The organism is Mammaliicoccus sp. F-M27 (genome assembly GCF_022387115.1).
GTDB lineage: Bacteria > Bacillota > Bacilli > Staphylococcales > Staphylococcaceae > Mammaliicoccus > Mammaliicoccus vitulinus.
Genome location: NZ_JAJNIE010000001.1, coordinates 355,759 through 372,242 on the forward strand (window position 1 = coordinate 355,759; position 16,484 = coordinate 372,242).

At 32.9% G+C, this 16,484-nt stretch carries 15 protein-coding genes; 12 read left to right on the plus strand and 3 right to left on the minus strand.

Translation table 11 applies throughout. From position 1 onward, the window contains the following. Nucleotides 1-75 precede the first annotated feature (75 nt). The 9 genes from LQ598_RS01940 to LQ598_RS01980 all read left to right on the plus strand — a co-directional run bounded on the left by LQ598_RS01940 (nucleotide 76) and on the right by LQ598_RS01980 (nucleotide 9,538). Nucleotides 76-966 (plus strand): phosphate acyltransferase, encoded by an 891-nt coding sequence (locus LQ598_RS01940; RefSeq protein WP_107559445.1) that lies wholly within the window; start codon nucleotides 76-78, stop codon nucleotides 964-966. Between the two features lie 210 nt (nucleotides 967-1,176). Then, on the plus strand, nucleotides 1,177-2,277 hold the full coding sequence (locus LQ598_RS01945) for a Glu/Leu/Phe/Val dehydrogenase dimerization domain-containing protein (RefSeq protein WP_103322437.1): 1,101 nt from the start codon (nucleotides 1,177-1,179) through the stop codon (nucleotides 2,275-2,277). Next, on the plus strand, nucleotides 2,277-3,338 hold the full coding sequence (gene buk / locus LQ598_RS01950; protein ID WP_239745128.1) for a butyrate kinase: 1,062 nt from the start codon (nucleotides 2,277-2,279) through the stop codon (nucleotides 3,336-3,338). The genes LQ598_RS01945 and buk overlap by 1 nt, the downstream gene beginning before the upstream one ends. Nucleotides 3,339-3,349: 11 nt before the next feature. Next, on the plus strand, nucleotides 3,350-4,762 hold the full coding sequence (gene lpdA / locus LQ598_RS01955) for a dihydrolipoyl dehydrogenase (protein ID WP_107537132.1): 1,413 nt from the start codon (nucleotides 3,350-3,352) through the stop codon (nucleotides 4,760-4,762). A gap of 14 nt (nucleotides 4,763-4,776) precedes the next feature. After that, nucleotides 4,777-5,775 carry a thiamine pyrophosphate-dependent dehydrogenase E1 component subunit alpha gene (locus LQ598_RS01960; protein ID WP_107537133.1) on the plus strand — a complete coding sequence of 333 codons (999 nt, stop codon included), beginning with the start codon at nucleotides 4,777-4,779 and terminating at the stop codon, nucleotides 5,773-5,775. Continuing rightward, nucleotides 5,768-6,751, plus strand: a complete 984-nt coding sequence (locus tag LQ598_RS01965) for an alpha-ketoacid dehydrogenase subunit beta (RefSeq protein ID WP_016911721.1) — start codon at nucleotides 5,768-5,770, stop codon at nucleotides 6,749-6,751. Before LQ598_RS01960 ends, LQ598_RS01965 begins: the two co-directional genes overlap by 8 nt. A gap of 11 nt (nucleotides 6,752-6,762) precedes the next feature. Continuing rightward, a complete protein-coding gene (locus LQ598_RS01970; RefSeq protein ID WP_107559486.1) occupies nucleotides 6,763-8,043 on the plus strand; it encodes a dihydrolipoamide acetyltransferase family protein in 1,281 nt (426 codons plus the stop codon). A gap of 74 nt (nucleotides 8,044-8,117) precedes the next feature. Further along, the gene (locus tag LQ598_RS01975) at nucleotides 8,118-8,555 is read left to right on the plus strand and encodes a BrxA/BrxB family bacilliredoxin (protein WP_016911722.1); all 438 of its coding nucleotides are present in this window, start codon (nucleotides 8,118-8,120) and stop codon (nucleotides 8,553-8,555) included. A gap of 17 nt (nucleotides 8,556-8,572) precedes the next feature. Further along, nucleotides 8,573-9,538: an aromatic acid exporter family protein gene (locus LQ598_RS01980; protein WP_107537231.1), complete on the plus strand. Its 966-nt coding sequence runs from the start codon at nucleotides 8,573-8,575 to the stop codon at nucleotides 9,536-9,538. A gap of 276 nt (nucleotides 9,539-9,814) precedes the next feature. On the opposite strand, the gene prli42 is transcribed toward LQ598_RS01980, so the two are convergent. After that, the gene (gene prli42 / locus LQ598_RS01985) at nucleotides 9,815-9,916 is read right to left on the minus strand and encodes a stressosome-associated protein Prli42 (protein ID WP_016911724.1); all 102 of its coding nucleotides are present in this window, start codon (nucleotides 9,914-9,916) and stop codon (nucleotides 9,815-9,817) included. 95 nt (nucleotides 9,917-10,011) lie between these two features. On the opposite strand from prli42, the gene LQ598_RS01990 reads away from it, so the two are divergent. Together LQ598_RS01990 and gndA are read left to right on the plus strand one after the other, a co-directional pair. Beyond that, on the plus strand, nucleotides 10,012-11,127 hold the full coding sequence (locus LQ598_RS01990) for a M20/M25/M40 family metallo-hydrolase (protein ID WP_016911725.1): 1,116 nt from the start codon (nucleotides 10,012-10,014) through the stop codon (nucleotides 11,125-11,127). Between the two features lie 110 nt (nucleotides 11,128-11,237). Continuing rightward, entirely contained in the window at nucleotides 11,238-12,641 is a 1,404-nt protein-coding gene (gndA, locus tag LQ598_RS01995) for an NADP-dependent phosphogluconate dehydrogenase (RefSeq protein ID WP_016911726.1), read from the plus strand. A gap of 340 nt (nucleotides 12,642-12,981) precedes the next feature. On the opposite strand, the gene LQ598_RS02000 is transcribed toward gndA, so the two are convergent. Together LQ598_RS02000 and zwf are read right to left on the minus strand one after the other, a co-directional pair. Continuing rightward, nucleotides 12,982-13,842: an effector binding domain-containing protein gene (locus LQ598_RS02000; protein ID WP_016913045.1), complete on the minus strand. Its 861-nt coding sequence runs from the start codon at nucleotides 13,840-13,842 to the stop codon at nucleotides 12,982-12,984. 28 nt (nucleotides 13,843-13,870) lie between these two features. Next, nucleotides 13,871-15,355, minus strand: coding sequence for a glucose-6-phosphate dehydrogenase (gene zwf / locus LQ598_RS02005; protein ID WP_107537230.1), 1,485 nt, complete (start codon nucleotides 15,353-15,355; stop codon nucleotides 13,871-13,873). 195 nt (nucleotides 15,356-15,550) lie between these two features. Between zwf and rnz the strand changes: the two genes are divergently transcribed. Further along, the gene (gene rnz, locus LQ598_RS02010; protein ID WP_107537347.1) at nucleotides 15,551-16,468 is read left to right on the plus strand and encodes a ribonuclease Z; all 918 of its coding nucleotides are present in this window, start codon (nucleotides 15,551-15,553) and stop codon (nucleotides 16,466-16,468) included. Nucleotides 16,469-16,484 lie beyond the last annotated feature (16 nt).

Genomic DNA, 16,484 nt, shown 5'->3' on the forward strand with positions numbered 1-16,484 from the left:
AATGATTAAAAGTAAACATTGAAAAAATAGCATAATCGTTTGAATTTGATTATGATGGAAATAGGAGGGGATTAAATGCAATTTAAAGATATGATAAATAAGGGGAAGAATATTTCCGCTACAATTGCTGTATGTAAATCGAACGATGAGGGCGTTATTAAAGCAGTTGTTAAAGCGGTGAAAAATACGAATGCGAATTTCATATTATTTGATGAGCAACCTCAAGATGAGTTGATTAGATCATTCAATTTAACGCATGATGAGTTTAATAGAATAAAGATTATTCAAACAGAAGATGAAGCACACACTATTTCAGAATGTGTTAAATCTGTAGATGATGGCCAAGCGGATTTAATTATGAAAGGTTTGGTAGCTACTTCTACTTTGTTGAAAGAAGTTTTGAAAGATAAATATAATTTAAAAACAGAAAGTAGAATGAGTCACATTGCCTTATTTAATGTTCCTGAATATCATAAAATGCTAGCTATTTCAGATGTAGCTATGAATATTTCACCTAACAAAGAACAAAAAATAGTGATCACGCGTAATTTAGTAGCGTGCTTACAAAAAATAGGTATTGATTCTCCTAAAGTAGCAATTATATCTGCAATCGAAAGTGTTAATCCTAAAATGCAATCTTCTGTGGATGCAAATGAAATTGTATCGTATTTTCGTAAAGAAATGCCGAAATTAGAAATCGAAGGTCCATTGGCATTTGATGCTGCTATAAATAAAAGAGCTTCGATTATTAAAAATATTGATTCCAACATTTCTGGTAATGTAGATGGCGTTGTTGTTCCACAAATTGAAAGTGGCAATATTTTATATAAATCTTTAATATATTTATCAAAAGCAGATGTTGCTTCTGTTATAATTGGTGCAAAAATACCAATAATTTTAACATCACGTTCAGATTCTTCACGAGATAAATTTCATTCAATTTGTAGTGCCTTAATGCTTATTTAGTATATTATAATAATAAATAAATAACTATACTCCTGTGAAGTGTTAAATGAAAATGCTTACATTGCTTATATAGCAGTTTATTTTGAATTTTCTAAAAATTTTTACTTTTTGAAAGCGCTATCATATTTCGTCAATTTGTTTGATAAATAAAACATTTGATGTAAAATTAGATGTGGAGTTAATATATTAAAAGATGAAAAGGGGATTGTTATGTTATTTGAAACAATTGAAAAATATGACTATGAACAAATTGTATTTTGTCATGATAAAAGTTCAGGATTAAAAGCGATTATTGCAATTCATGATACAACGTTAGGACCAGCACTTGGTGGTTGTAGAATGTGGCCATATGAAAGTGAAGAAGAAGCAATTAATGATGCATTACGCCTTTCAAGAGGTATGACATATAAAAACGCTGCTGCTGGATTGAATCTTGGTGGGGGTAAAACAGTTATTATTGGTGATCCTAAAAAAGATAAATCTGAAGCTTTATTTAGAGCATTAGGTAGATATGTAGAAAGTTTAAACGGCAGATACATAACAGCTGAAGATGTAGGCACAACTGAAGATGATATGGATATCATTTTCGAAGAGACAGATTATGTTGTCGGCCTATCTGAAAGCCATCACTCAAGTGGTAATCCAAGTCCTAAAACATCTTTAGGTGTCTTTGTTTCAATGAAACGTGCTGCTAAAGAAGCATTTGGTACTGATGATTTAGCAGGAAAAACAGTAGCAGTTCAAGGTGTAGGGCACGTTGCGTACGACTTATGTCGTTATTTACATGAAGCTGGTGCAAAATTAGTTGTAACGGATATCAATCAAGACGCTATAGATAGAGTTGTAAATGATTTTAACGCTTCTAGTGTTGGCATAAATGATATTTATGATGTAGATGCAGATATTTTTGCACCATGTGCATTAGGTGGCGTATTGAATGACGATACAATTAAACGCTTAAAAGTTAAAGTAGTTTGTGGTAGTGCAAATAATCAATTACAAGATATTGATAAACACGGTACCCAATTAGAAAATAAAGGTATCATTTACGCACCTGATTTCGTAGCGAACTCTGGTGGCGTGATTAACGTTGCTGACGAATTAGATGGTTACAATGAATCTCGTGCCATTTCAAATATCGAAAAAATCTACGATCAAATGGATAAAGTATTTGAAATTAGCCATAGAGATCAAATTACAACAGCACGTGCAGCAGAAATTTTAGCTGAGGAACGTATTGATCAATTAATGAAAGTAAGAAGTAATTTCTTAAAAACTGAAAGATCAATCATTTCTAGAGGTAAAAGATAATGAAAAAAATTCTTGTACTTAATTTAGGAAGCACATCGTCAAAAGTTTCTGTATTTATTAATTATGATATGTTATTTGAAGATGTTATTAGACATAATATAGAACAAACAAATCTTCCCTTAATTGATCAAGTCCCAATACGACTTGAAAGTATCAAGAAGTCATTAGAACAACACCAAATTTCTCTACAAGCAATAGATGCTATTGCTTGTAGAGGTGGTGTTTTAAAACCTGTTGAAGGTGGCACTTATTTAATCAATGATATGATGTATCATGATTTAAAAACATTTAAGTATGGATTTCATGCTTCTAATTTAAGCGGTGTAATAGGCTATGAACTTTCACAAGAATTAAGTATTCATTCTTATATTGTAGATCCTGTAGTAGTAGATGAGTTAATACCTGATGCTAGGATAACAGGCATTAAAGGCATTGAAAGACGGAGTATTTTTCATGCGTTAAATCATAAATCAGTTGCTAAACAATACGCTTCTGAAATCGGTAAAAAGTATGAAGATATCAATGTGATTGTTGCGCATCTTGGCGGTGGCATTAGTGTCGGCGCACATAGAAAAGGACGAGTCATTGATGTTAATGATGGATTGTTAGGTGAAGGACCTTTTAGTCCTGAAAGAGCAGGTTCAATACCAAATGATGCGTTAATAAAATGGGTGATCGATCATGATTTCACTGTAATAGAAGCGAATAATGAATTGAGTAAACATTCTGGATTGTTATCATATTTTGGAACGAATGATTTTATTAAAGTAGAAGAAATGATGGCTAATGGAGATGAAACAGCAAAATTAGTACTAGATGCTATGTGTTATCAGATCTCTAAATCAATTGGTTCTTGTGCTGTTGTTCTTGAAGGTCAAGTAGATCAAATCATTCTTACGGGTGGTTTAAGTTATTCAAAATATTTAATAAATAAAGTAAAACGATATGTATCTTGGCTACAAAATGTTACTATATATGAAGGAGAAAAAGAAATGCACGCCTTAAATGTTGGCGTTATGGACCTTTTACACGGTAAAATTAGTACCAAGTCATATGAATAAGGAGTAATACTATGTCTAAAGAATATGATTTAGTAATTCTTGGTGGAGGAACTGCAGGCTATGTATCTGCAATTCGTGCTTCTCAACTCGGAAAAAAAGTAGCAATTGTAGAGAAATATAAAATTGGTGGGACATGTTTGCATAAAGGCTGCATTCCGACAAAATCATATTTAAAAACAGCTGAAATTTTAAGATATATTAATCATTCAACTGAATATGGGATAAAAACTGCTTCAGCTGAATTTGAAATAATGGATATCGTTGCTAAGAAAGATGAAACAGTTTCAACGATGTACAGTGGCGTTCAAAGTTTGATGAAGAAGTACAAAATAGATGTTTATGAAGGAAATGGAAGAATTCTTGGTCCTTCATTATTTTCACCTCAAGCTGGAACAGTTTCCGTTGAATTTGAAAACGGAGAATCAGAACTTCTTGTTAATAATAATGTATTAATCGCAACTGGATCTCGACCTATTGAATTACCATTTTTAGAATTTAATCATCATACAGTTATTTCAAGCGACGATATGATGCATTTAGAAACTTTACCTCATAATATTTTAATTATAGGTGGTGGTGTAATAGGTCTTGAATTTGCTTCATTATTGAATGATTTAGGTGTAGAAGTTACTGTCGTGGAGGCTGGACCTTCTATTATTCCAAATGAACAGCAAGAAATAAGTAAGACGATTAAACGTACGTTTGAAGAAAATGGCATTAAAATTTATGAAAAATTGCCTTTATCTGAAGATGATGTGCTTGTCCAAGATAGTCATGTTGACGTTAAACTTCAAGAAGACAACATAAGTTTCGATAAAGTACTTGTGGCTGTTGGTAGAACGCCAAATACTGAAGACCTTGGTTTAAACAACACAAAAATAAAAACAGATGATAAAGGTTATATTATAACGAACGATGTTTATCAAACAGAGGATAAACATATTTATGCAGTTGGAGATGTAATAGGAAACTATCAATTGGCTCACGTTGCGACAAAAGAAGGAACAATTGCGGTTGAACATATGTTTGATCAATATCCTATTTTGTTAGATTATTTAACGATTCCAAGATGTATATATACGAATCCAGAAGTTGCTTCGATTGGCATGACTGAACAAGATGCTAAAAATGAAGGTTTATCTTTTAAAAAGTTTAAAGTTCCATTTAAAGCTATCGGTAAATCTGTAATCGAGAACAACGGATTAGGTGAATGTATTTTAATAAAAGATATTGAAAATGAAAATGTGCTCGGTATTCATATGATTGGTGCTAAAGTAACAGAATTAATTAATGAAGCAGCTCTATTTACATTTATGAATGGCTCAACTGAAGAATTAGCAACTACTGTACATGCACATCCATCTATAGGAGAAGTGCTTATGGAACTAGGGTTAAAATCTGAGAATCGTGCTATTCACGTCTAAAGAGGAGAGATTAGATGTTAGATTATAAGACTGTCGGATTAACGCATGAAGACTTAAAAGAATTTTATAAATGGATGTTATTAGGAAGAAGAATTGATGAAAGAATGTGGCTACTTAATCGTGCAGGTAAATTACCTTTCGTCATTAGTTGTCAAGGTCAAGAAGCAACGCAAATCGGTACGTATTTTGCTTTGAAAGACGAAGATGTATTAGCACCTTATTATAGAGATTTAGCTTTAGTCACTGCACGTGGCATTACAGCTGAAGAATCGATGTTAGCTGCTTTTGCAAAACAAGGTGACACATCAAGTGGTGGTAAACAAATGCCTTCTCATTTTAGTAAGAAAGATTTAGCGATTCTTACACAAGGATCTTGTGTGACAACTCAAGTGCTTCATGCAGTTGGCGCAAGCTTATCACTTAAGATGGACGGAAAAAAAGCCATTGCGCTTGCAACACTTGGTGAAGGTAGTACGAGCCAAGGGGATTTTCATGAAGCTATGAATTTTGCCGGGGTACATAAATTACCTTATATTTGTATCATCGAAAATAATAAATATGCTATTTCAGTACCAAGTCATTTGCAATATGCGACTGATGATTTATCTTCAAGAGCAGCTGGATACGGCGCTTTTGGTGAACAAGTCGACGGCAATGATCCAATAGCTGTTTATGAAGCTGTAAAACGTGCAAGAGAACGTGCAGTAAATGGTGAAGGTCCTACGCTGATAGAAGCTTTATGTAGTAGGTTAACACCACATTCATCAGATGATGATGATAATTATCGACCATCGGATGAAATGAAACTTGAAAAAGAAAATGACTGCATGATTAGATTTAAAGAATATTTAGTAGAAAATGAAGTAGCTAATGATGATTGGTTTAACCAAATAGAAGACGAAATCAAACAAGAAATTAATACAGCTACTAAAAATGCTGAAAAAGCACCTTATCCACTACCTGAAGAAGCTTTAACACATGTATATGATCAAGGAGGCGAAAAAGATGCCTAAGTTATCTTATCTTGATGCAATTAATCAAGCAATGGATCAAGCAATGGAAAAAGATAATAATGTTTTTGTAATTGGAGAAGATGTCGGCCTTAAAGGTGGCGTATTTGGTGCTACTAAAAACTTATATAATAAGTATGGCGAAGGACGAGTATTAGACTCTCCATTAGCAGAATCTAATATTGTAGGTGCTGCAATTGGTGCGGCAATGATGGGTAAAAGACCTGTAGCTGAGATTCAATTTGCTGAATATATTGTACCTGCAACAAATCAAATTATTAATGAAGCTGCTAAAATTAGATATCGCTCAAACAATGATTGGGATTGTCCACTTACAATAAGAAGCCCATTCGGTGGTGGAATTCATGGTGCACTTTACCATTCGCAAAGTATTGAGAGTATATTCTGTTCTACTCCAGGATTAAGAGTTGTTATTCCTTCTAGTCCATATGATGCAAAAGGCTTGTTATTAGCATCAATAGAAGAGAACGACCCTGTATTATATTTTGAACATAAAAAAGCATATCGCTTATTAAAAGAAGAAGTGCCTGAAGAATACTATACTGTGCCATTAGATAAAGCAGATGTAAAACGAGCAGGTTCTGATATTACGGTATTTACGTATGGCTTATGTGTGAACTATGCACTTCAAGCAGCTGAAATATTATCAACTGAAGGTATAGATGCTGAAATTGTAGATTTACGTTCATTATATCCATTAGATAAAGAAACAATTATTAATTGTGCGAAAAAGACAGGTAAAGTATTGGTAGTAACTGAAGACAACTTAGAAGGCAGTGTTATGAGTGAAGTTTCAGCGATTATAGCAGAGAACTGCTTGTTTGACTTAGATGCGCCAATAGCAAGACTTGCAGGTCCAGACGTACCAGCTATGCCGTTTTCACCACTTATGGAAGATTTCTTTATGATGAATCCAGAGAAGATAGAACATAAAATGAGAACGTTAGCTGAATTTTAGGAGGTAAAAATATGGACGTAAAGATGCCGAAACTTGGAGAAAGTGTACATGAGGGCACAATAGAGCAATGGTTAGTTAAACCAGGCGACACTATTGAAGAATATGATGCGTTATGTGAAGTGATTACAGATAAAGTCACTGCTGAAGTACCTTCAACTTATAATGGTACGATTAAAGAAATCGTCGTTGAAGCTGGAGAAACTGTTGATGTTGGAACAGTTATTTGTCGCATGGAAGTTGATGGTGAAGCTTCTGATGATAATTCAACTGAAGATCAAAGCAATCAACAAGAACGCACTAACCAAAGTGATGACGATCAATCAAGCAAACCAGCGAATAATATGAACGAAAACGCTAAATTAAATAATGGCCAATATTCACCAGTTGTATTTAAATTAGCAAGTGAAAATGGGATTAATTTAGAAAATGTAAAAGGAACTGGCAACTTAGGTAGGGTTACGAAGAAAGATATACTAAACGCTATTGAAAATGGTGTATCTGATGTAGCGGCCCCATCACAACAAGATGATGTAACAACGACCGAAGTAACAGATCATAAACAGCAACATGATACAAACGAAAGTGCTTCTACACCTGGCGAATCTATTCCAGTGAATGGCGTAAGAAGAGCGATAGCGAATAAAATGGTACAAAGTGTTAATGAAATTCCTCATGCATGGATGATGGTTGAAGTTGACGCTACAGATCTTGTCAAAACAAGACAACATCATAAAGGATCTTTCAAACAAACTGAAGAATATAACTTAACATTTTTCGCATTTTTCGTAAAAGCAGTAGCAGAAGGATTGAAAAAGTATCCGATGCTTAACAGTACTTGGGCAAATGATGAAATTAAAATCCACAAAGATATCAACGTTTCAATTGCAGTAGCGAGTGAAGATAAATTATATGTACCCGTTATTAAAAATGCTGATGATAAGTCTATTAAAGGTATCGCGAAAGAAATTAATGATTTAGCGACTAGAGGTAGAAAACATCAACTTACTTCTCAAGATATGCAAGGTGGTACTTTCACAGTTAATAATACTGGATCATTTGGCTCTGTTTCTTCAATGGGCATCATTAATTACCCACAGGCAGCTATCTTACAAGTAGAATCTATCGTGAAAAGACCGGTCGTTGTAAATGATATGATTGGTATTCGTGATATGGTGAACTTGTCACTTTCTATTGATCATCGAATTTTAGATGGCTTAATGGCCGGTGAATTCTTAAAATTTGTAAAAGAAAGATTGCAAAGTATGACTATAGAGAATACTTCTATATATTAATAAAAGCTTCTCATTGTTTTAACTTTAAATCTCCTGTAAAATAGACTTATCTATTATTACAGGAGGCTTTTTTTATGGAAATGGATTTCAATTTATATATGAATGATGTAGTCAGTTCTGCTAGAAACGAGATTGAAGCAGCAGGTTACAAACAGTTAACGACAAAAGAAGAAGTTGAAGAAACATTTAATAAACCTGGCACGACTTTCGTGATGGTTAATTCAGTATGTGGTTGTGCGGGCGGCATAGCTAGACCAGCTGCTCAACATGCATTACATTACGATAAATTACCTGATCAATTAGTAACTGTGTTTGCAGGTCAAGATAAAGAAGCTACTGAAACAGCAAGAGATTACTTTGAAGGTTATCCACCTTCAAGTCCATCATTTGCATTCCTTAAAGATGGAAAAATTGTAAAAATGATTGAAAGACATGAAATTGAAGGTCACGATCCAATGAGTGTTATTACAAACATTCAAGCATTATTTGAAGAACATTGCGCAGAAGTATAAAGGTTGGTTAAAATACTATGCAAATAAAACCGTATAGAATTGGTTATAGAACATTAAAAACTGCCTTAGGGATGACATTAGCTGTCATCCTTTCTCGTTTAATAGGTTTAGATAATTATGCTTCAAGTGCAATACTTGTTGTACTATGTATTAAAGATACTAGAGTTAAATCTTTTGAAGCTGCTATATATAGATTTATTGCCTGTTTCATAGCGATCATGATTGGATCTGTATTTTTCACATATTTAGGCAGTACGCCTATTGTATTAGGTGTTATGGTTTTACTATTTATTCCAGTGACTGTAATGATTGGTGTTCAAGAAGGAATCGTAACGAGCTGTGTTATTATACTTCATTTATACATGGCGAAAGTAATCGATTTCAACTTAATTATCAATGAAATATTATTGCTTATTATAGGTATCGGTATTGCTTTGATTATGAATATGTTTATGCCAAGTTTGGATCATAAACTCAATCAATATAAGAGGAAAATTGAAGATGATTTTATTTTAATTACTTTTATATTTAGCGAAGGTTTAAATAACCCTAATAAAAAATTAAATACACCATCATTCGATCAAGTATCTCAAAATATTAAAAAAGCAAAATCATTAGCGTTTAGAGAAGTTAAAAATCATTTTGTGAGAAATGAAAATTCTTACTATCATTATTTTGATATGAGGCAAGAACAATTAACGTTATTAAAACGTATGAAAAATTTGATTGAATCAATGCAACATAGTCAACATGCGCATCATTTATGTAGCCAATTGTTACTAGATGTATCTCAAAATGTGCAAAGTAATGATTATTCATTAATGAGATTGCATAGCTTATATGAAATAAAAATTAAATTACAATCTATTGAGTTACCAAAGACACAAGGTGAACTTGAAAGTATCGCAGCACTCTTCCAACTATTAAATGAAGTAGAAGAATACTTGCAAATTAAATCCCAATTCGGTAGTTTGAAAAAATAACAACAACACCCCTAAAGTTGAATTTCTAATCAACTTTAGGGGTCTTTTTTATAATTGATTGAGGTTGGGGTTGGAGTCAGTAGCGGGTCGGAATCTGAATGTTGCTTGTTTGGTAAGTCTTGCAACATAGAGCATGTACTTAACAGAACAAAGGACTTTAAATAAGAAAAACAGTAGAAATTCAATTTTATAATGAATTTCTACTGTCTTTTAATGTCTAGGACATTTATGTCCTGAACTCTTGACTCAAGCTCTTAAACTGGGCTTGAGTTTTTATTATGTTAATAGGAACGGTAAAACACCAGATAGAACCATTGCAGCAACGATCGCTACTAACATGACTATTATGATTATTTTACGAACTTTCTTGTTTTGCATGGAAACCCTCTCTTTGAACAATAGTTTTGTATATATATACCAAGTATTATACACTAGATTATGAGATATTTAAATAAATGAAATGAGGGACTATCATGATTAATGAACAAAGATTACTTAATACTTTTATCGAATTAGTAAAAGTTGATTCAGAATCTAAAAACGAAAGAAATATTGCAGATTTACTTAAACAAAAATTTACTGATCTAGGCTTAGAAGTTAAAGAAGATGATTCACAACCTAAAACTGGTTACGGAGCTGGAAACCTCATCTGTAAATTAAAAGGTCAAGATAGTAGTAAAACGCCTATATATTTTACAAGTCATATGGACACAGTTTCGCCGGGCAATAATATTGAACCTGAACTTCGTGAAGATGGATATATATATTCAAAAGGTGAAACGATTTTAGGTTCTGACGATAAAGCGGGATTAGCTGCTATATTGGAAGCCATTAAAGTCATGAAAGATAATGACATTCAACATGGTGACATTGAATTTATTATTACTGTAGGAGAAGAATCAGGCTTAGTAGGGGCGAAAGCGTTAAATCCAGAAGACATTAATGCTAAATATGGATTTGCAATTGATGCACCAGGCAAAGTAGGTACAACAGTAGTAGCAGCGCCTACTCAAGCTAAAATCGAAACAGTTATTAAAGGCAAAACAGCACATGCAGGTTTAGAACCTGAAAAAGGTGTATCTGCAATCAATATCGCAGCTAAAGCGATTAGTCATATGAGTTTAGGTAGAATTGATGAAGAAACAACTGCTAATATCGGTAGATTCGAAGGTGGAACAGCTACTAATATCGTGAGTGATCATGTTTACATTTTAGCTGAAGCGAGATCTTTAGATGATGAAAAAATGCATCAACAAGTTTCACATATGAAAGAGGCATTCGAAAAAACAGCAGAAGAATTTGGTTGTACAGCAGAAGTAAATGTACAAGTTATGTATCCAAGCTTTAATTTATCTGAACAAGATGAGGTCGTACAATTAGCAGTTAAAGCAACTGAAAAAATTGGTCGTCAATCTGAACTTGTAAAATTAGGCGGCGGTTCAGACGGAAATGTGATAAGTGGATTTGGTATTCCAACGGTTATATTAGGTGTCGGATATGAATATATCCATACTAAAAACGAACGTATGCCAGTCAAAGAATTACAAAAAATTACAGAACAAATTATTGCAATTTCAGAACTTGCGTAAAAAACGCAAATGTAAACGTATTCATTTGATTTTAAGGGTCTATTAGACGCGAAACACATTCAATCTATGTTAAAATGAACTAGAAAACGATAAAAAGTGAGGTTAATTTCATGACACAACAAATAGGTGTAGTTGGTTTAGCTGTAATGGGTAAAAACTTAGCTTGGAATATTGAATCACGTGGTTACTCAGTTTCAGTATATAACCGTTCAAAAGAGAAAGTCGACCTAATGGTTGAAGAATCACAAGGTAAAAATATACATCCGAACTATTCTATTGAAGAGTTTGTAGATTCATTAGAAAAACCAAGAAAAATTTTACTTATGGTAAAAGCTGGTGAAGCAACAGATAAAACAATCGATAGCTTATTACCATTATTAGATAAAGGTGACATCCTTATCGACGGTGGTAACACTAACTATTTAGATACTATTCGTAGAAATCAATACTTAGATGAAAGTGGAATAAACTTCATTGGTACTGGTGTTTCAGGTGGAGAAGAAGGTGCATTAACTGGACCGTCTATCATGCCTGGTGGACAAAAAGAAGCTTATGAATTGGTAGCACCAATTTTAGAAAGTATTTCTGCAAAAGCAAGTGACGGATCACCATGTGTTACTTATGTAGGACCAGATGGCGCAGGTCACTATGTGAAAATGGTGCATAATGGTATTGAATACGCAGATATGCAATTAATAGCAGAAAGCTATGACTTAATGAAACGTGTTTTACACATGGATCATAAAGAAATTGCTGATACATTTAAATCATGGAATACTGGTGAATTAGAAAGTTATCTAATCGAAATTACTGGAGAAATCTTTAATAAATTAGACGAGGATGGAACGCCTTTAGTTGAAAAAATTATGGATAAAGCTGGACAAAAAGGTACAGGTAAATGGACTTCAATTAATGCATTAGAATTAGGAATTCCATTAACGATTATCACTGAATCAGTATTTGCTCGTTTCATTTCATCTTTCAAAGAGGAAAGAGTAAAAGCAAGCACTGCATTTAATCCAGAAGTAACTGAATTTGATGGCGATAAAGAAGCATTCTTAGAACAAATCAGACAAGCTCTATACATGAGTAAAATCTGTGGTTATGCTCAAGGATTTGCTCAAATGAAAACAGCAAGTGAAACAAATAACTGGAACTTGAAATTAGGCGAATTAGCTATGATTTGGAGAGAAGGTTGTATTATCCGTGCTCAATTCTTACAAAAAATTAAAGAAGCATATGATAATGATAAAGAATTAACAAACTTACTATTGGACCCATACTTTAATGATATCGTTTCTAAATATCAAGGTTCATTAAGAGAAGTGTCAGCAACAGCTATAAAAGCTGGTATTGCTACACCAGGTTTCTCTTCAGCTATTAACTACTTCGATAGTTATAGATCAGAAGATTTACCAGCAAACTTAATTCAAGCACAACGTGATTATTTTGGCGCGCATACTTATGAACGCAAAGACAAAGAAGGCATCTTCCACACTGAGTGGACTAAATAATATAAAAGAGCGTAAATTCTTGGTTTTTAAGAATTTACGCTTTTTTTAATATATCTTTTGAGTCTTCGTGCGAATTGGTCGTTGAATTTATCAAGTCAGGCTTCAAATGATAAATAGCAAAAAAATCTTTATAATCTTTCCTCACGATTTTGTGAAGTGCTGACGCCCGGGGGAATAGTATGCCGCGCGCGACTACAGGCTCGAACCATACCCCTAGGCAAGCATGCACAAGCAAAATCGTGAAATTTTAAAACAAAATAGAGCGCTTCACTAGGCGATAACCTAATGAAGCGCTCTTCTCTTTTAAGATTGGGTATTTATATCCCAGTTTCTCTTTAGTTTAATTGGTTATTTTGTGATCAATAGGTATCCATAGTTGTACTTTTGACGTTTCTTGTTCAAAATTGACGTCTAATGGATAAACTTCTACGTAAAAGTCATCATGTAAATAGGGCATTTTAAGTTGCCACTGATTTTCAATATGATGCCAAGCTTCACTCACTACAAAATCTAGTTCACCTTGTAAGTTAAATGTTGCAAAGTGATGTCCTGGCAAATAATAATTATCTAAATGACCAGGGTAGCGATCACTTGGAACACCTACAAACACTTCCAGTCCATCTATAAGTGGTCTGCGTACAACAAATAATTGATGAGGTTTAACATCATTGTATTTAATAAAGTCTTCTATATATCTATTTTCTATTAACATTTCTAATAAATCCGGTATTAAGAAATGATTATCTAGCTCATTTGAATGATAATGATGATTTTTACCGACTAACTTTAAATCATCTTTATATTGCAATGAATAGTTTAAAGGTTCAGTTTCCGTAGATGTTAATTTAATAGATACTCTCTTTTTGATTTTCAACATAGATTGATGTGTCTTTGTTTGTAAAGGGCTAATACCATGATATGCATTATAATCATGAGCGAAAGCGTGAGCGTCTTTATAACCATACTTAAGTGCAATATCCAGTATTCTAGAGTGTCCACTTAAAATATCAAAAGCCGCTTCTGTCATTTTTCTAGCGATTTGATATTCTAACGGTGTCATTCCAATGACCATAGTAAAAGTTTGGTTCAAATGAAATGGTGATTCATCTACATGTTCACTCAAAGTCTGTAAATCAATATCACTAAGTAAATGGTCTTCTATGTAAACTATCGCTCTTTGTAAAACTTTAATTACTTCCAATGTTCAGTCACTCCTGTTGGTAGAAAGATTAGTTAATATCGTCCCACCATTTAAATCCATCAATAGACAATAATAGCTGACTTTTTATTGGTCCATTAGTGCCAGCTCTATAGTTAGGGAACGGTGCTTTATCATTGTCCCACACATTTTGTATTACATCTACATATTTCCATGTAGCTTTTAATTCTTCCCAATGAGTGAAGTTTGTCGCATCACCTTTAAGACAATCAAAAATTAAATTCTCATAAGCATCTACAGTATTCATTTTATCTTGAGCACTCATTGAATATGATAATTGAACAGGTTCAGTTTCTATTCCTTGAACTTGTTTTTTAGCATTTAAGTGTAATGATAATCCTTCATTAGGTTGAATGTTGATTACTAATAAATTAGATTCTAATTCTGAATCACGTTGATAATATAAATTCATAGGTACTTCTTTAAATTCAACAATTACTTGAATACCTTTTTTCTTCATTCTTTTACCCGTTCTTATAAAGAATGGTACGCCAGCCCATCTAAAGTTATCGATAAGCAATTTACCTGCAACAAAAGTAGGGGTGTTAGAATCATCTGCTACTTTATCTTCTTCTCTATAACTTTTAACTTGTTCGCCGTCAATTTGACCTTTGTCATATTGGCCTCTAACAAAATTTTGTTTTACTTCTGATTCTTTAAGTGATCTAATAGAACGTAAAACTTTTACTTTTTCATTTCTAACATCTTCACTATTTAAACTAATAGGTGGTTCCATAGCTAATAACGCAACCATTTGTAACATATGGTTTTGGAACATATCTTTAAGAGCACCACTATTTTCGTAATATCCACCACGGTCTTCAACACCTAAAATTTCAGATGAAGTCACCTGTACATTTGAGATATATTTATTGTTCCATAATGGTTCGAACATAGCATTCGCAAATCTTAAAACTTCGATATTTTGTACCATATCTTTACCTAAATAATGATCAATTCTATATATTTCTTCTTCTTTAAATGAACGTCTAATTTGTTTGTTTAATTCTTCAGCAGATGCTAAATCTGTGCCAAAAGGTTTTTCGATAATCAATCGCTTAAATCCATCAGTTTCAGTTAAACCAGATGATTTTAAGAAGTCAGTCACTGTTCCAAAGAATTGAGGTGCCATAGCTAGATAGAATAATCTATTACCTTCCAACTGATATTTAGAATCTAATTCATTTGAAAAGGTTAATAATTCTTCATAACTAGAAGGATCACTTACATCATGTGATTGATAAAATACATGTTCCATAAATTCGTCTAACTTTTCTGTATCTTGAACGTGCTTTTCTACTGAAGCTTTAATTTCATTTCTGAATTTCTCAGTAGACCAATCTCTTCGACCAACACCGATGATAGCGATGTGTTCATCTAATTGATTTTGTTGATATAAATGAAAAATAGATGGGAATAATTTACGATGACTTAAATCACCTGTAGCCCCAAATATTGTAATTAAGCATGGAATATTTCTAGTTTCGGTTGTCATTAATTTACCTCGATTCTCTAACTTTTTCACAATTAACAATATCATTTATTATAACATGTTACTCATTGATATTCTTCAATTTAAACTGTTAAATTTTCAATTTATTCAGTTATTTGTATAATAATAGCATTTTTTCTGTATTTTTATAAATCATAGTTCAGAACATGTTATAATAATTTCGTAAGGAGGAAGACGATGGAACTAACATTTTTAGGCACAAGTGCCGGACTACCGACTAAAGAAAGAAACACACAATCTATTGCCTTTAATTGTCTACCGTATGAAAACCAAATATGGTTATTTGATGTTGGAGAAGCTACTCAGCATAGAATATTGCATACAGGCATTAAGCTGGGCAAGGTAAGTCATATATTTATTACGCACTTACATGGTGATCATATATTTGGATTGCCTGGATTATTAACAAGTCGTTCCTTCCAAGGTGGTAAAGATAAACCGTTAACGATAATAGGGCCAAAAGGAATTGCAAAATTTATACAAACGGCGCTAGAAATTTCACAATCTAATTTAAATTATCAACTTACAGTAAATGAATTTAATACGGAAACTGAATTAAATGTAGATGGATTTCATATCCAAGCTTTACCATTAAAGCATGGCATTTTATCAGTGGGGTACAGAATAACTGCACCAGATATTGAAGGTAAATTAGACGTCGAGAAATTGAAAGCGTTAGGTATGGAACCTGGACCTAAATATCAAGAAGTTAAAGCTAATGAAACATTTGATTACAATAACCAAACATATGAATCTAAAGATTTTAAAGGTCCTAAGAAGAAGGGGAAAGTTATTTCAATATTTGGAGATACGATGCCTTGTCAAAATGAATGGATACTCGCTAAAGATGCAGATGTTATTGTTCATGAAACGACCTATATTGAAGGAGATAATAGTTTAGCGAGCGCTCACTTCCATAGTCATATAGAAGATGTCTTTAAGTTAATGAAAGATGTAAATGTTAAACAAGGATTGTTTACACATTTATCGAATCGTTATGAAATAGAGGATATTCAAGAAGTAGAGCAATCATTAAAAGCGTCAACTGATCATCAATTTCACTTTGTTAAAGATTATGATTGTTTTCAAATATAAAAACGATGAAAGTATC